Annotated in this window: 8 protein-coding genes; 5 read left to right on the forward strand and 3 right to left on the reverse strand. The window is 48.5% G+C overall.

The window, feature by feature from the left end; genetic code table 11:
• Positions 1-59 precede the first annotated feature (59 nt).
• The 5 genes from AB0L18_RS10725 to AB0L18_RS10745 all read left to right on the forward strand — a co-directional run bounded on the left by AB0L18_RS10725 (position 60) and on the right by AB0L18_RS10745 (position 13,827).
• Positions 60-5,927: a hypothetical protein gene (locus tag AB0L18_RS10725; protein ID WP_367392587.1), complete on the forward strand. Its 5,868-nt coding sequence runs from the start codon at positions 60-62 to the stop codon at positions 5,925-5,927.
• Positions 5,928-5,947: 20 nt separating this feature from the next.
• Complete coding sequence (locus AB0L18_RS10730) at positions 5,948-8,026, forward strand: fibronectin type III domain-containing protein (RefSeq protein ID WP_367392588.1); 2,079 nt, start codon at positions 5,948-5,950, stop codon at positions 8,024-8,026.
• 98 nt (positions 8,027-8,124) lie between these two features.
• The gene (locus AB0L18_RS10735) at positions 8,125-9,801 is read left to right on the forward strand and encodes a hypothetical protein (RefSeq protein WP_367392589.1); all 1,677 of its coding nucleotides are present in this window, start codon (positions 8,125-8,127) and stop codon (positions 9,799-9,801) included.
• Positions 9,802-9,811: 10 nt separating this feature from the next.
• The gene (locus AB0L18_RS10740) at positions 9,812-13,423 is read left to right on the forward strand and encodes a two-component regulator propeller domain-containing protein (RefSeq protein ID WP_367392590.1); all 3,612 of its coding nucleotides are present in this window, start codon (positions 9,812-9,814) and stop codon (positions 13,421-13,423) included.
• Positions 13,424-13,503: 80 nt separating this feature from the next.
• On the forward strand, positions 13,504-13,827 hold the full coding sequence (locus AB0L18_RS10745; protein WP_367392591.1) for an Hpt domain-containing protein: 324 nt from the start codon (positions 13,504-13,506) through the stop codon (positions 13,825-13,827).
• Here AB0L18_RS10745 and AB0L18_RS10750 read toward each other — a convergent pair.
• The 3 genes from AB0L18_RS10750 to AB0L18_RS10760 all read right to left on the reverse strand — a co-directional run bounded on the left by AB0L18_RS10750 (position 13,822) and on the right by AB0L18_RS10760 (position 16,334).
• Positions 13,822-14,538, reverse strand: a complete 717-nt coding sequence (locus AB0L18_RS10750) for a response regulator transcription factor (RefSeq protein ID WP_367392592.1) — start codon at positions 14,536-14,538, stop codon at positions 13,822-13,824. The two genes, AB0L18_RS10745 and AB0L18_RS10750, sit on opposite strands and share 6 nt — an antisense overlap.
• Before the next feature lie 9 nt (positions 14,539-14,547).
• A complete protein-coding gene (locus AB0L18_RS10755; RefSeq protein WP_367392593.1) occupies positions 14,548-15,708 on the reverse strand; it encodes a prolipoprotein diacylglyceryl transferase in 1,161 nt (386 codons plus the stop codon).
• A 107-nt stretch (positions 15,709-15,815) separates the two neighbouring features.
• Positions 15,816-16,334 (reverse strand): cytochrome c, encoded by a 519-nt coding sequence (locus AB0L18_RS10760; protein ID WP_367392594.1) that lies wholly within the window; start codon positions 16,332-16,334, stop codon positions 15,816-15,818.

A 16,334-nucleotide genomic window follows, 5' to 3' on the forward strand; every position in this document is an offset into this window, starting at 1 on the left:
CTGCCTAAGGGCGGGCAAATTTGTGGTGTTTTTCAACCTGAACATAAATACAAAGCACCATGCCCTTACGCATTTCTTCCCTGTTTTTTGGGCTTTTTCTCTTTTTAGCGATTCGTAGTTTTGGCCAGTCGGTCAATGTGAGCCTTACCATTAGTCCTCCGTATCCTGTTTACCTTGAGGACTTGTTGGAGTTTCGGAGCCAGACGCTGGTTACGCTTACCAATACCTCGGCGACTACTGTACAAGTTAAGCTACTTACAAGCATCGAAGAAGCTGGTGGACAAATCAGCTTAGAGGTCAAAAACAGCTACTTACCAGCCAGCCCTATTACGCTGATGCCTTTTCAGACTTTAAGTCTAAACGGGGCACAACTCCGTAATTTCAATCAGGGTATCAATGAAAATGATGTCCAGTACCGGGGTTTTGATCGGGAGCAGCTCATCCAAAGTGGTGCTCTTCCCGAAGGCGTTTATACTATTTGCTTACGCGCAATGACTTATGAGGTAAACGGCGCACCCTTATCTAATGAATTCCAGGGATGTACCAACCTGTTTATTACCCATTATGATCCTCCGATCCTCCTTCAACCCCAAAACGAAGCAACCGTCAGTCCGCTGCAACCTCAGTTTTTGATCTTCAACTGGACGCCGAGCGGCCTACCACAGTATACACGTTACCGCCTGGAACTGGTAGACCTGACGATGACAAATATTACGAACCCTAATGATGTCTTTGCCTATGCGGGCATCGGTGTTTATTTTCAAAGAGACAATCTGCTCTCCCCTAACCTGGTCTACGATGCGGGGATGCCGCCACTTATTGATGGGCGAAGCTACGCCGTGAGGGTCACTGCTTACGATCCTTCCCAGACGATTCAGTATCGCAATGAAGGCCATAGTCCCGTTACTGTTTTCCATTATAAGACAGAGGATGGTGGCCTTGATAATAACGTACCCGCTGATGACGACCCGGAAATCGTTAATCAACAACCAGATCCCAATCAAAATTACCAGGCACCCTGCTCCCCGGTGGATTGTAGCCCGGTACTCCCCATTGGCCCGGCCGTCAGTGGCGGTTTTGGCGTAGGTTCTACGCTTAGTCTTGGTTACTTTAATATGGAACTGACGGAAGTAGCCTGGGGAGGAAACGAGATTACCGGCAAGGGAAAAATCGAAATCCCGATGTTCAATACCTGGGTCAATGTCGAGTTCAACAACCTCCAGGTCAATGCACAGGGGCAGGTGATCAATGGTCAGGCCTTTGCCATCACCGATCCGGGGGTAACGATTACGGAAGCGATGCGTACTACCAGCGGTCAGCTCGCGGGCATCACCGAAACGCAGGTAGAGCAAGTCAAGAATTACGTAGAGCAAGGTCAGCGTTACACCGAATTGTTGAACCCCGACGGCGCAACCAACCTTCCTTTTGCGCTCAAAACCAATGTGCAAGATCTGACTCAGTTGCTGAATATTACAGGTATGAGTTTTGGCCCTGAGGGGGCTTTGCTCAACGCATTTCTACCCATAGAAATACCCGAAGCGATCAACGAGATTTTAGCTTTTGGGAGCAAAGGGATTTGTTTTCACCCAACGGGGCTTTCCGCAGAAGGTTTGCAAGAGTTGTCCTTACTCGGTACAGAAGTGGTACTTCCATTTGGACCCAATATTGATTTGGTTGTAAAACCAGGGCAAGGCGAACAAACCACCCGCGTGAAGTGGGACTGCCAAGGATATGAATCTCTTCAGGTAGCCGGAGCATTTGTTTTTAAAGGCAATATGCTTACCCCTGTGGAAGGCAATGAACCCCTAGCGGCCGACTTCTTCTTCCTGGCGAGTATCTGGGCCGATTTTATTGGTGAACTCAATATGCCTGCTTTCCAGGTGAAAGGCCTGGAAGGTTTAGAGGTTGCGGAAGGCCAAGTGATGGTGGATTACTCTGACATTCGTGCAATCGACGGTATCCAATACCCCGCGGGCTATCAGGGTAACCAAGGTGCAATTTGGAAAGGGTTTTACTTTCCGCAATTACAGCTTCAGCTTCCGACCTACTTACGTAAAAAGAACAATGACCGGATAACGATCGCTGCCGAGCATCTGATCATTGATAAAATGGGCTTCAGTGGCGAGGTATCGGCTGCACCTTTGCTCGTACTCGATCAAGGCAGCCTCGGCGGCTGGCAATTTTCGATTGATCAATTCCAAGTGACGCTCGTCAATAACAGCCTTCAGGAAGGAGGCTTTGCTGGGGAAATACGCCTGCCCATTAGCGATGCAGGAATTGGCTATAACTGTTCACTAAGTCAGACCGACCAGGAGGTAGGCATGGACTTTATGATCAACACCCTCGATGATATTTCCGTCGATATGTGGGCGGCTAACCTGACCTTATTGCCTGGCTCCACCTTGTCTGTAACGGTCGAAAACGAAGAAATTATCACTGCTGCGGACCTTAGTGGTTCGCTTACCCTGGCGGGAGGTTTGCCTGACCAGGAGGGCATGACCCTCGATTTTCCAGACATGGCCTTTGAGCATCTCGTTGTCCGAAACAAAGCACCTTACCTCAGCTGTGAGCTGTTCAGTTTGGCCAGCCCCCAAAAGTCACTGAATGGTTTTGAGGTAAGTATAAATCCCGAAAACGAAGGAGAAGGAGTTGCGCTGGTCATCGACGACAGTAAGGCTACCTTGCAATTGGGCTTTAGTGTCAAACTCCACAATGCGACCAAATCCATTGAAGGGCTCACGCAACTGAGCGTAGCGGGCTCGCTGGTAGAAGAAGGCAATCTCCAGAGCTGGAAATACGATGGTAGTCAACTGGACAAAATCGTCGTAGATGCCGATCTCGGCTACATGGATATGCATGGAGAGGTCAACTTCTACAATGGCAATGACCCTACTTTCGGGCGAGGCTTTCGTGGTGATTTTTCGGCCACCGTTCAGCCCAGTATCAGTATTGAAACCTTCACGGTACAGTTTGGTAAAGTAGATGGTTACCGCTACTGGTTTGTGGATGCTAAAGCCATTATTCAACCGGGAATTGTGGTGGCACCAGGTTTTGCGGTCTATGGCTTTGGGGGTGGTGCTTATTACCACATGAAAGCTACCGGATTTCCTTCTTATGATACCATGAAAGGAAAGCCAGGGACAACCACGGCTGCCGGGCTAAATGAAGTGGGCGCAACCTCTTCCGGCGTCACTTACCTGCCCGACGAAAGCACGCTGTTTGGTCTGAAGGCCTCGGTGGTTATCGGTATCTCACCAGACCCCACACCTTTCAATGCGGACATCGAGTTCAGTATGCAAATTAATGATAATGGCGGCTTCGACTTCATCCGCCTGAAGGGCGAGGGGTATTTCATGACCGATATCATGGAACGCGATGACCCCAAAGTTTTAGCCACCGTAGACATGATGTATACTCCCGGAGACAAAACCTTTGAAGGCACTTTTGGGGTTGATTTCATGTACGGATCGGAAGAGAACCCTGTGCTGGTAGGAAACGGGAGTATTTATACGAAATTCGCCCCTGGTGTTTGGAAAATCCTGGCAGGTACGCCTAGTGACCGCATGAGTATGAAAATTTTCTCCACTTACGAAGTAGGCACTTACGTGATGATGGGGAACCAGATTCCTCCACCACCTGATTTGCCACCTGGTTTCCAAAACAAAGAAGGACTAGAGAACTTCTCCCTGGTACGTAATCTTGGTGGAGACAAAGTGTACGAAGGGCTGGCTTTTGGCCAACAAATCAATTTTGCTGCGAATGATTTGAAGTTCCTGATTTTCTATGCTGATATGGATTTGACGGTGGGTTACGATGTGGCCTTACTTAAAAACGCGATCAGTTGTGAAGGTATGAATGAGGTGGGTTTCAATGATTACTACGCCACGGGCAAAGGCTATGCAGGCTTTGATTTTACCTGCGGCATTGATATTGATACCTGGTTTTTGGAGACAAAAATAGAAGTGTTCTCGGCCTACCTCTACGCGGCAGTTGAAGTTGGATTACCGAACCCTACCTGGGTAAAGGGTGCGGCAACGGGAGCCTATCAGGTACTCAACGGTAAGCTGGAAGGCAGCTTCACTTTCAAGTTTGAGGCCGGGCAAATTTGCACGCCTTCCTCTGGAGGTGCTTTCCAGGGATTGGAAATCATTGCGGACATGAGCCCGACAGGCACTGGAGAGGATGTCTTTGTCACCCCTCAGGTCGCCTTTAATTTACCGATTGGTAAAAATATATTGTTGCAGGAAAATCCTGAAGATCCCAATAGCACCACCCATGAGTTCCGTTTTTCTCTGGACGATGTAAAGCTGGAGCGGATTGCTAAATGGCAAAATGGCCAGTGGGTAAACCTGGCTCAACCGGAAACCGTAGCCGGAAATTTCTTACTGAAGCAATCCCAATTGGCGCAGTTTCGGCCTGATGAGGCATTGCTTGGTTACAGCAAATACCGCCTGACTGCAAAAGTATGGGGCGAGCACCGCAAGTTTAGCGTAGCGGAAACCCCTTGGAAAACCATCACGGTCGCGGAAGACGATCCGGCAACGGCTTACGAAATCAAGACCCAGGAGTTCACCACGGGCCCACGCCCTCAGGTATTGACCAACAGCAATATCCTCGACACCTATCCCCGGCGCTACCAACGGTATTTCTACAAGGGAGATGCCGCCAACGGTGTGATCCGCTTTAAGAGCTGGCCTGGCTATCTGTTCGGCACCCAGCCCAGTGATGCCGAAAATTATCAGTACCGCTTCGTGGTGCGTTTCCACCAGATAAAGAATGGAGCAACATTGGTAGGAGAGGTTCCTTTACAGCTTGATCCATCCCAAAAGCGAGTCACTTTTGAGGTGCCAAACCTTGAGCACGAGACCATCTACATGGTACAACTGCTAGCCTTACTGGAAAAGAAACCCGGTGCCTGGTTGGCCAATAATGAGCCCGCTTTGACGACCGAAACCCAGAGCACTGATCTTGGCCAGGGCAATACCGTCAACGTGCAGTATACGCGGATCAACAGTTCAGCCATTGGCGAAAACGAACACGAATTGTACGCGCTGTATTTCCGCACCAGCAAATACGCGCACATCCTTACCAAATGGAACGACTACACCAACCAGGCTACCCAGGTTGCTGCGGGTAATGGGAGCTTGAAGCGGAGAATTACGGCGAGCTACACCGGAGATGAAGCTTGGGATTTTTATGACCTTAACCCAAGTGCCAATGCTTACGGTTCCGTTGCGCCATTGCTTAGTATCAACCTTACCCGATTACAGCTGACAGGTGGTACGGGTAATGGAGTGCGCTGGCCGATTCACCATTACTATAAAGAACCGCTGCAAAACCTGATGGCCACCAATCTGGGAGGTGCGATTAATGCATCACCTTACACCCGTAACGTACCCGGCGCTGGCGAGTACCCGCTAAACAGTACCTGGCTGCACGGCAAGCCCATCTCTAATGGCATGGACTTGTACGCCATCGGCATCCGCTACACCGGCAATGGTCAGGACAATAAACTGACGAACAGCGAAGTCGTAAACGCCTATAATCAAGGCGGTGGCGGCGGTGTGAATATCCAGAACCTCCAAGTCAATAATGGCGGCGGCGGTGGAAATCTTCTGAATATGAATACGCTACAACTGGCCATACCGGTAGTTCATAAAATGAACATCCTCTACGACCACGCGCACCACAGCTATTATGCCAAAGAGCAACTGAAACAGATGATCAGCCAAGGCGGCCTTTTGCCCAACTGGGGCGACCCCGTGCAATACACCCCCTGGAAGTTTTTTGTAGACCATGGTTTCGACCAACAGTTCATCCCCAAGGAGGGGCAGGAGAAACTGTATTACCAGATCAATCGCAATTTGCCATCGGGCGTGCAGCACAAGAGTGGCCAGCAGAGCAAAGAAACCTACATCACTTACTGATCGGAATTAAAAAACGAATTATGAAAAATCTAATATTAGTCCTGTTCCTGTCAGTATTTGCAGGTGTTTTGTTGGGGCAATCGGTTGCCACGCCTGGCATTAGTGTCATTGGTTATCAGGAGGCAGGTGTCAATTACTTGCGCTGGGTGCCTGCTAATTATGCGAGTTGGAAAGCGTTGAGCCAGCAGGGATACCATGTTTATAGGTATCCGATGGGGGAGCGTGGTGCTGATTTTTCGGCCGGTGAGCAATTGACCACTGTACCGCTGCGTGCTAAAAGCCTGGAGGAACTCAAAGCGCAATTTGGGCGGGATCATCAATTGGCGGCCATTGCTGCTCAGGGCCTTTACGGCGAAATAGAGAGGACGCCAGAGGCTGGCCTCGCCGGAGGAATCGTGGCTCGCCACACGCAGGAAGAAAATCTCTTCGGCTTTGCCATGCTTGCCGCTGATGCTGACCCGGAACTGGCTCGCGCATTAGGATTAGGGTGGGAAGACAAGACGGCCATTGCTGGCAGAAGCTATGTTTACGAAGTGGCCCCCGCCGTTGCGGAGAATGCTCCTGCTACCGCAGGGAGGTACTTTTTGGAGCCTTCCTCCGAATTTCCGCTTCCGCGCATAGAAGCTTTGGAGGTGGTAGAAAAGGAGCTCGAAATAGAACTCCGCTGGAATCCCGCCGAGAATCCTTTCCCCGCTTCGGGCTACTGGATAGAGCGCTCCCTGAATGGTGGTCGCAATTTTGAGCGCCTCAATCCAGTCCCGTTCATCGTCATCAATAACAGTGTTTCTGATTCCTTGGTAGGCGGATGGGCTACTTTCCGGGTACCGGTCACCGAAAACTATGTTTCTGCCAATTACCGGGTTCGCCCTTTTGATGCCTTTGGCAGAATGGCCGAAGATATCAGTTGGGTAGCAGGGATGGGCCGGGATCGTACACCACCACCTACTCCTCTACCCCAGCAAGTGCAGCAACTTCCAGAAGGATCGCTGATCAGCTGGCGGATGCTGGAAGAACCGACGGATTTGGCGGGCTACTTTGTTGCCTCGGGGCCTACAGCGGAAGGACCTTACTCTTGGATCAATGAACAAATGCTTGCGCCGAACCAGAAGGCATGGTTGGATACCAAACCAGCACTTCCGGGCGAAAAACGCTACTACACCGTTACGGCTATTGACACCGCAGGGAATTTCGCGCAATCACTTCCGATCAACAATTTCTGGGTGGATAGTCTACCTCCCGCGCCACCGCAGGCGCTAAAAGCAAGCATAGATACCACCGGACTACTCGTTTTGGAGTGGGCACCCAACCAGGAAAAAGACCTCATGGGCTACAATGTTTTCTTCGCCAATGCGGATGATCACCTGTTCACCCAGCTGAATAGCAGCCCCTTGACCAACCCCAGCTACACCCACCATTTGTCATTGAAAACCCTGACCGAAGAAATCTACTACCGCGTAGTGGCGATGGATGGCTATTTCAATGCCAGTGATTACTCGCAGGTCTTAAAAGTGGATAAGCCCGACCTGATTGCGCCAGTAGCTCCCCAGATTAAGCAAGTAAGCATCGGTGCTAAGAGTGTCGATCTGGAGCTGCTACCCAGCCCCAGCAAAGATGTGACCCACACGGAGATCCGTCGCCGGGAATCAGGACAAAACGACTGGGAAAGACTCGTCTTGTTGGAGGGTAAACCAACGATTTACCAGGATCGGACGGCCCTTGCCGGGAAAACCTACCAATACAGCATTCGCTGCCATGATGATGCCACGCTGTGGTCTGCTTCTTCGGCAGTCATGCAGGTTCAAATGACGCAGGCTGCTAACCCAGCAGGCATTACCGCTATTCAGTTACAAATAACCAACACCCGGAATGGCATTGAGCTTTCCTGGCAGAATCCTGTAGTACCATCCGGTTATCGGTTACAGTTGTATCGCTCCGTCAATGAAGGGCCGCTGCGCTTACTAAAATCTTTGCCTGCCGAGTCGACTTCCTATCAGGACTTGACGACCAATAACGGGGATCGGTACCAGTACGGCTTACAAGTTATCTATGATTATGGTGGTGAATCTTTGCTGACCGAAAGCGAGTTTTTCCAGTTTTAGTAAAACTGTTTCTTTTAGGATGCTCTGATACGCTCTACCCTTTACCTCAAGGGCGGTGTAGCCGTCCGGCATCCCTCTACCAAGCTAAATCCCTGTTTATGAATTATTGGCAGTCTTCCTTTTTGGTCTTCATCACCTTGCTGTTGCTCTCTTCAACGGTTGCTACCCAGAACCTGGAGAATCTGGGTCAGCAACCTACGGTGCAACTCAGCGGAAACTTGGCACTAGGCACGCAGTTTTATCAGGCCAGTGGCATCGACGGGAGATCAACCTCTCCTAATTGGAACATGAGCGGCAGTGCCAACCTGCAATTGTACGAGGTGTCCTTGCCTTTTTCTTTCACCTTAGGGCAGCAAGCTCAGCAGCTCAATTATCCACGGTTTGCGCAGTTTGGAATGAGCCCGACCTATCGCTGGTTGAAAGTCCATGCGGGATGGCGCAACCTCAACTTCTCGAATTACTCGCTGGCGGGACACTCTTTTCTGGGTGTAGGCCTAGAGATGGATCCTGGTATTTGGCGTATTGGTGCCATGTACGGACGTTTGCGTTCGGCACGTATGGCGACCACTAGTGTCGCCGGAGGACAGTTGCCTGCTCGGTACCAACGCAACGGGATGGCCTTCAAGCTGGGGATTGGAGAGGACAATGAGTTCATTGATCTTGTTTATTTTCAGGCAAAAGACGACCCCAATTCACTCCCCTCCGGGATGATTGACAGTACCCTGAAAGCGGCAGAAAATGCGATCATGGCTTGTACCTGGCGCTTGCCTTTGGGGAAGAAGGTGAATTTCACCGGTGAGTTGGCGGGCAATATGCTCAACCGGGATCGCCAGTCTAACCTCGCCGAAGAATACTTTTCTGCCAGCATTCCTACACCCTTGGAGGTACGCACCTCTACGCAGCTCAATTATGCCGTTAGGGGAGGCCTGGAGTTTGATTTTTCGCCCGTATTGCTGCGTACCACCTTTGAGCGGATCATGCCTGAGTTTAGTAGCCTCGGGAGTTATTTCTTTGCCAATGATTTACAGCGATGGCTGATTGCACCTAAAATCTCCTTTGCGCAACGAAAGGTAAACCTGTCAGGCTCACTGGGCCTGGAGCGTAATAATTTGTTGGGATACCGTTTGGAAACGACACGGCGGGTTGTAGGCAACGCTGTGTTAAACATCAACCCCGGCCCGCGTTTTGGCGCCGATATTAATTTCACCAATTACAGTATTGATCAGCTCGACAGCCGCTTGGATAATATCGACTCGGTGCGGGTTGCGATGGTGACGACCAACTATAGCGTCAGTCCGCACTGGCAATGGCAAGACAGCCTGCGGTCGCAACAAATTTTTGTGCTTGGGCAATTTCAGGCCCTCAATGATCGCAACCCTTTTACTCGCGAATTCACAAACATGGAAACCTGGCTGGCGATGCTTTCCTACAACTTAGGAATACTCCTGAGCCAGTGGTCTTTCAACTTCTCTTTGCAGGCACAACGCATAGATGTTTACCCCTTGCGTACCAATCGTTTTGGCGGCAGTTTTGGGGTCAATAAATCTACCAAGGATGGTCGTTGGAGTGTATCGCTGCACAATTCGGTATTCAAAAACTACCTCGACAGCGAGGCCGATGGTTGGCTATTAAGCAGCAGCTTGAACCTTAGTTTCGTACCAGCTAAACGCCACCAGCTGAGCCTTTATAGCAGTTTAAATCATAATAAATCAGAAAAATTTACTACCTATACTGAGTTGTTTGGTGGTATACAATATCAATACCGCTGGAGGTAATCTTCTGTCTATGCATGAGTCTGGCTTGAAATATTTATGGATAGTAGCAGTGGCTGTTGATGCGTTGCTCCACAAGGCTGGCCCGCTTGTGGCGCTGATGGTTTTCAGTTGTTGCTGTTCTCTTGGTGCCCAGACCCGAGTGACCCAATTCGATCAAATAGGAGTGCCGGAGGGCCTACCGGAAGGGCATGCTTTTGACATCGTTCAAGATCAAATAGGATACTTGTGGATAGCTTCCTACGAAGGCCTCTTTCGGTATGATGGGCAAAATGCCAAAGGCTTTACGAGCAGCAATGGTGTGGAATTGACGAACGAACGGATTACAGATTTGGAGCCAACGGATTCCAACGGGCTTTGGGTGGCTACCTACAAAGGGTTGAATTACATAGATTTAAGAACAGGTACTTGTCGGCAATTTCTCAATACTTCTGAGCGGCCAAACTTGTTTTCAGATGCACATATTCAGGAGTTGATAGAAGACCAGCATGGCTTTTTGTGGTGTGCTACCCAGGCTGGCGTAAGTGTAATAAACCCTGATAAAGAAGAATTCGCACAGCTTGCCGAGAAGGTTATTGTCACCGATTATTGTTTAGACAAACGCAATGAGGTGCTTTACGCGGCATCAGATCAGGGCTTGATTCAATTACATAGCGCACCTTTAGGTTACAGCGTTATCGTACCTGTTGGAAGCCCTGCCTATCCCTCGGGTATGACCATTTATCAAGTCTACCAGGGACGTAATGGCCAACTATGGGTGGGTACTTCCCATGGACTTTGGTGGTTGGATGTCGTTACTCATGAATTAAAACGCCCGGAAGATTGGCCTGGAAATCAGCTGGAGGTGTCTGTCAGAGCTATTTTAGAAGATCGGAATAACGATCTCTGGTTGGGTACCACTAAAGGAGCCATCCAGTGGCTACGGAGCCAACACCGAATTGGCTGGCATCGGCACGATGAAAATTTACAAACAACCATTGGCTCTGATTTTATCCAAAGTTTGTACGAAGACAACAATGGTAACATTTGGATTGGTCATGCGCTGGGTCTGAGCAAGATTAACCCTCAACAAAAAAAATTCGCGCTTTACCAGACGGATGCCTCGCTTTCTTATAATAACCTGAACAACCATTTCCAGCGACTGCACCAACGACCGGATGGTAGTTTTCTCTTTTTTACCAGGTATACGATTTATCGCTCAGCGTATCTGGGAGCTCCTCTGGAAGAACTGAATGACATTCCTTTTCCCTATTATATGGAGCGTTTTTTAGAACGATCTAATGGAGAACTGTGGTTGGCGTATTCAGCCCCCGGTAAGGGCATTTATCGTTATGAACCAGAAAAAAACAGACTGGTAAAGGTACCTTTAAAGGGGTATTTTGATCAACAGAATTGTTTCGATCTCGAAGAGGATATTGATAACCCGAATGTGCTTTGGATAGGAACCAGTGAAGGGTTGTGTCGTTACCATGCTATAACTGGTGATACCATGTGGGTGCATCCTGTTCTTCCTAACGGTGATGTGAAAGGGCATATTAGAGGATTTACCCAGACCAGCGACGGAAATATGTGGTTGTTGGCAGGGTATATGTTGGCTAAAATGGATAAAAGTGATTTTCGCTTAACTTACTTTCCTCCATCAGACATCCCACATGCTGGTCCTGTAGGGGATCATGTGCGAGAAGTGATTGAATACCCTGAGGGTAAGTTATGGATAGCCTTAAACCAGGGGTTCTCAAGCTATGACATGAAGACGGGCTTGTTTCAAAATTACGGCAAGCAGGAAGGACTGGAAAAAGGAGCATTGATCTACGCACTGCTACCTGCTAAGGACGGGAAAATCTGGTTATGTACACGTTCTAATATCATCTGTTTTGACCCGGAGCAAGCATCCTTTCAGTATTATTCTATACCTGATGGGGTGAATACGGGATTTAACCGTTTATCCTATCTCTCGGCCCAAGATGGGAGCCTTTTATTTGGGGGAACCAATGGTCTTGTCGCTTTTCATCCAGATAGTATACAGCCCAATAATAATCGTCCGGCATTGGTATTGAAGGATGTATGGATCGATAATCATCGTTTAGCGGCAGCTACACAGGCAGCCTATATTTCGAGTTTGGAGCTTCCTGCACAAAGCAGTGTGCTGACCTTGGAAGTACAAGTGTTGGAATACATTGCGCCAGCGCGTAATCTGTATGCTTATCGCATGCTAGGGTACGACAAAGAGTGGATTGACAATGGCAATGAAAGGCGCATTACCTATACCCGTCTTCCCCCTGGAGCATACACGCTGCAAATAAAAGCTACCAATTACGATGGCGTCTGGGCGGATGACCAGTGGTTGGAAATTGCGGTAAACGTTTTACCTAACTATTGGCAGACCATTTATTTTCGAGCGTTTATCATCTTACTTGTTTCGTTGGTGCTTTTTCTCTTTATGCGCAATTTGCAGCAAAAACGTAAGCTCCGGGAAGAGAAAGTTATTGCGGAGACCAATAGCCGCTACAAGTCTAAATTTTTGGCCAATATGAGCCACGAAATCCGTACGCCACTGAATGCCATCATGGGCTTAAACCAACTCCTTTTAGGTACAAAACTAAACGAACGGCAACAGCAGTTTGCCAGTGCGATCCAGGAATCTTCCAGCAATTTGTTGGTTATCGTGAATGATATTCTCGATCAGGAAAAAATTGAACGAGGACGTTACCGTTTTGTGCAACGACCTTTTGAGCTAGAAACCGTCCTCCAACAATTGCACAACACCTTCTTTTATCGTGCACAGGAAAAAGGCTTGGTCTTTTCTATCCATCGGCAACGGGAAATCCCTCAAACCCTGATCGGAGACCCTATTCGTCTTTATCAGATACTGACCAATTTACTGGGCAATGCTTTAAAATTTACGGAAAAGGGCACCATTGAGTTGTCCGTAAATTTATTGGATATAAAGCGGGAGGAAGAAAAATTATCACTTCAGTTTTGTGTTAGGGATACAGGCATCGGTATCCCCAAAGATCAACAGGGGGCTATCTTTGAACCTTTTCACCAACTAGAAGAAATCATTGATTACACAGATACGGGCACGGGCCTTGGCCTGAGTATCAGCAAAGAACTGATTGAGCAACAAGGCGGAGCGATCCAGTTGGAGAGTACCGTAGGCCAAGGGACGACTTTCTGCTTTGCCCTCCCGTATGGTTGGAGGTCTCACATTGATAGTATTCCCAAGCAATCATCTGACGATGCTAGTGTCGATTTTCACGGGATGACTTTGTTGTTGGTAGAAGACAATGAATTTAATCGTTTGTTGACCATCGAAATATTAAAGAATAAACTTCAGGGCGTTACCATCGATCTGGCAGAGAATGGGCAAGTAGCTGTTGAAATGCAGGCAAGTAAAACTTATGATCTGATTTTGATGGATGTAAGAATGCCAATCATGGACGGTTTTGAAGCCAGCCGCAGCATCCGAAAAGTGGCACCAAATATCCCAATTCTTGGATTGACGGCCAACGTTATTCCCGAAGAAGTAGCAAAATGCAAACAGAGCGGGATGAATGATGTAGTCACGAAACCTATTGATGCAGCAGAGCTTTTGCAGAAAATTCTCTTACTCCTAAACAAATAGTCATTCTTAAAGTCGGGCGAATGGTTGATGGTTGACAACCAAAACCATCATAACCATCAACAATCAACAATCAACCATCTATGAAAAGCTACCCTAAATCGCTGGTTCGGTTACTTGGCAACAACCCTGCCATGATCGAAAAATACCTTCAGCTTTTCAAAACCAATGCACCTGGCGAATTAAGCAACCTGAATGTGTTGATCCAAAAGAAAAAATGGCAGGAAGCAGGAGTCGTCGCTCACGCATTGAAGAGTCAGTTGCAATACCTTGATTTAGAGGCTGCCGTTCGTTTGGCACAACAGCTGGAGTCACTTTGTGGGCAGGATACACCCGACGAACGAAGAATTAGGCAGTTGGTCACGCAATTGATGAGAGTTGTGCAAACACAAATCCAGCAGTTATAATTCAGCAGGCCTAATCACCAACCGATAACCAACACCATGGATATTGAGGATGGAAATAGCGGGGTCTCTGGCTAGTAGACTTCTTAATTTACTTACGTAGACATTCAAACTTCTTCCGTGGAGTTGGTCCTCATCTTGCCAGAGGCGGTGCAGTGCTGTCGTACGTTGTATGAAGCCATCTGAGCGTTCACAAAAAAGGGCCAAGAGCTGAGCTTCCAGGTTGCTTAGCTTTTTCGTGTTTCCTTCAAAATACAATTCACGCAAACGCACATTAAAGCTATATTTTCCTATCTCAATAGTGGCAGCACTCTTGGTTTGGTGAGCAATGGATGAGGCTCCTTCGTGCCTGCGCAGCACTACCTGAATACGGAGGTGCAGTTCCTCCAAACTAAAAGGCTTAGCGATATAGTCGTCTGCTCCTAGCAGTAGTCCCTTTATTCGGTCTTCGGTAGCGGCCATACTGGTAAGGAAAATAAAGGGCAGATTGGGTTGTAGTAACCGCAGGTTTTTGGCAAATTCATAACCATCGACAATAGGCATTCTTACATCTAAAATGCCGCAATCAAAGGAAGTCTCCGCAAGGACTTTTGCGCCAAGTGTTGCATTGCTGCACCATGTTACTTCTATGTTTTTTGTGCCCAGGTATTCTACTACCAAAGGGCTAAGGACGCGATCATCGTCTACCAGCAATATTTTATTCGTAACCGACATGGGAGCTTGTTATTGGGTAACCCGCTTTTTAGCCAATAGCAGCCATCCGGCCCATACAACGCCAATGCCCAAGAGGATCAGTGCAATAAATTCTGCCTGCGTAAAACCTCCTAAACCTTCGTGGCGGTCATTGACACGGATGCCTTCGATGAGGAATCGTTCAGCACCGTTGAACATCAGGTAAATGGCAAAGAGCAGCCCCGGCCAGGGTGTTGTCTTTTTGCGTAAGCTCCACAGAATGAGACCAATGCTAAACGCCATCGTGGTTTCATAAACGGAAGTAGGATAAACACCTTCCGGCAAATGACTGCAATATTTTCCAACACAATCTGCCATCTCCACACCGCGATTGAGCACATTGCGAGGATAGTCCTGGGCCCATAGCCAGTCGGGCAAAAACCACCAGTCGGGCTGGGCTGCTGCCGGAATCCCCCAGTCGCCATCACCAGCCAGGTGGCACCCCATACGTCCAACGCCATAGGAGACAATCAGCGCCGGAGCGACCGCATCCATCACGGGCAAAACCGGGATAGCCTTGCGACGAAGCAAGATATACACGCCTACAAAACCACCAATTAAACCACCGTAAATCGTCCAGCCATCCCCGGAGAAGAGTTGTCCCATGGGGTCGGCCAGAAAAGCCTGTGGTTGCTCGACAACGGTAAACAGTTTGGCACCAATGATGCCAGAAATAACCGCCACGGTAGAGATGTCCATGATCCTGTCGTGCGGATAAAGCGTCTTGAGTTCTTCCTTGGTACCTTGCTTTTTGCGCTGCGCATCGAGGTAGAAATAGTAAGCCGTAAGGATCACCGCACCAATAATACCACCAAGCCAACTCCCCTTGCCGGAAATAATGATACTGGCAGGGTCGGCCTGCATAGTCTCCAGATTTTGGGCAACAAACACCAGCTTGAAGCCAACGATAAAACCAAAAAAAGCATTGAGCACATAATCCTGCAAACTCAGTGGCGCATTGCTGACAATCTTGGCCGCCACTCCCTGGAATTGGCCAATTTCCGCACGCCGCTGGAGTTCTTTTTTTAATAAAAATGCTGCCGTCAATACCGCCAAAGCAACGAGCAGACCAAAGGTCTTAAAAATGCTCAGCCAGTTGTCGGCGGCAGTGCCGAAAAGATCGTGGAATACGTAGGAAAGATCAGGATACATGCGTTGGTGGTCTTGATTTTTTGGCTAATTAGTGACGGATCAAAAATGGAATAAGTTATTTCCGTCAAATTACTTAGTAACGCAAGGATAAGGTTTATTACTGTTTTTTAGAACATTTTGCTGTCCTGTAGGCTGAGGTCATAGCTATAAATGCCCCCATAATTCACTTCAATATATCCGATCACCGCATCAATCTCTTCGTCTGTCAGGTTTTCAAAGCTATTCATAACGGTTGGCCTCCATTCCTGCCAAAGCTCTTGTGCGCGCTGATTTTCGCCTTCAGCAATCATTTTTTGGGAGTTTCTTATCCAGGCGTATAATGCTTCCTTTCCACCGTGGTTTTCCCAACGCCTCTCCGTGCCTCCGAGCGCTGGCCCCGTCAGGTTGGTCTTCATATCGCCAGCATGGCAGGCAGCACAGTTGTTGCGGAAAATGCTTTTTCCTAACGCTAAATCCAGTTGTTGGTATTTTGGATCGTTAGCCCATTTTTCCGTAGGCGATACTGTTCCACAGTAAAAATTCCCAGTGCTGTTTTGGCCCTGCCATTCGTGGAAACAAAGCAGAAAAAACAAACCGGTGAGCAAGAGCCAGCATAGAATAGCGAGTGTAGAGAAATAGCGTAGCAT

It is taken from the genome of Lewinella sp. LCG006 (assembly GCF_040784935.1).
Classification (GTDB): domain Bacteria; phylum Bacteroidota; class Bacteroidia; order Chitinophagales; family Saprospiraceae; genus Lewinella.

Coding starts and splice junctions, on each gene's coding strand:
- AB0L18_RS10740 (WP_367392590.1), top strand. CDS start 9,812: ATGCATGAGTCTGGCTTGAAATATTTATGGATAGTAGCAGTGGCTGTT.
- AB0L18_RS10735 (WP_367392589.1), top strand. CDS start 8,125: ATGAATTATTGGCAGTCTTCCTTTTTGGTCTTCATCACCTTGCTGTTG.
- AB0L18_RS10760 (WP_367392594.1), bottom strand. CDS start 16,334: ATGCTACGCTATTTCTCTACACTCGCTATTCTATGCTGGCTCTTGCTC.
- AB0L18_RS10745 (WP_367392591.1), top strand. CDS start 13,504: ATGAAAAGCTACCCTAAATCGCTGGTTCGGTTACTTGGCAACAACCCT.
- AB0L18_RS10755 (WP_367392593.1), bottom strand. CDS start 15,708: ATGTATCCTGATCTTTCCTACGTATTCCACGATCTTTTCGGCACTGCC.
- AB0L18_RS10750 (WP_367392592.1), bottom strand. CDS start 14,538: ATGTCGGTTACGAATAAAATATTGCTGGTAGACGATGATCGCGTCCTT.
- AB0L18_RS10730 (WP_367392588.1), top strand. CDS start 5,948: ATGAAAAATCTAATATTAGTCCTGTTCCTGTCAGTATTTGCAGGTGTT.
- AB0L18_RS10725 (WP_367392587.1), top strand. CDS start 60: ATGCCCTTACGCATTTCTTCCCTGTTTTTTGGGCTTTTTCTCTTTTTA.